The 285-nt window shown below is 34.0% G+C and carries 1 pseudogene; it reads right to left on the reverse strand.

Annotation, left to right across the window (positions count from 1 at the left end):
• Positions 1 to 231: pseudogene (locus QVP67_RS12925) on the reverse strand (DUF4595 domain-containing protein); the annotation flags it as partial.
• Positions 232 to 285: the final 54 nt, after the last annotated feature.

Below are 285 nucleotides of genomic sequence, written 5' to 3' on the forward strand. Positions count from 1 at the left end.
TCCGTCTTTGTCAAATGTATAGGAATATAGTTCTGTTTCTTCATTGTATTCATCTTTGCTATATATTTTGTCTGGAAGTTGGTTGCATCTCATTCCTACCAATTCGGGATGTGCTTCCAATAACGGACGTAAATCATCTACATTCCATACCATTATCGGAAGATAGCCTTTGCAAATCTTTCCACTATAAGATAATTCGTAAAAATCTTCATCACTATAACTCTCTATCATTTTAGTTAATTTTTCACCTTGCCATATACAAGATAGATAGTCTTCACCTGTCTG

Origin of the sequence: Bacteroides sp. CAG:633 (genome assembly GCF_000435115.1) — a bacterium.
GTDB classification, from domain to species: Bacteria; Bacteroidota; Bacteroidia; order Bacteroidales; family Bacteroidaceae; genus Bacteroides; species Bacteroides ndongoniae.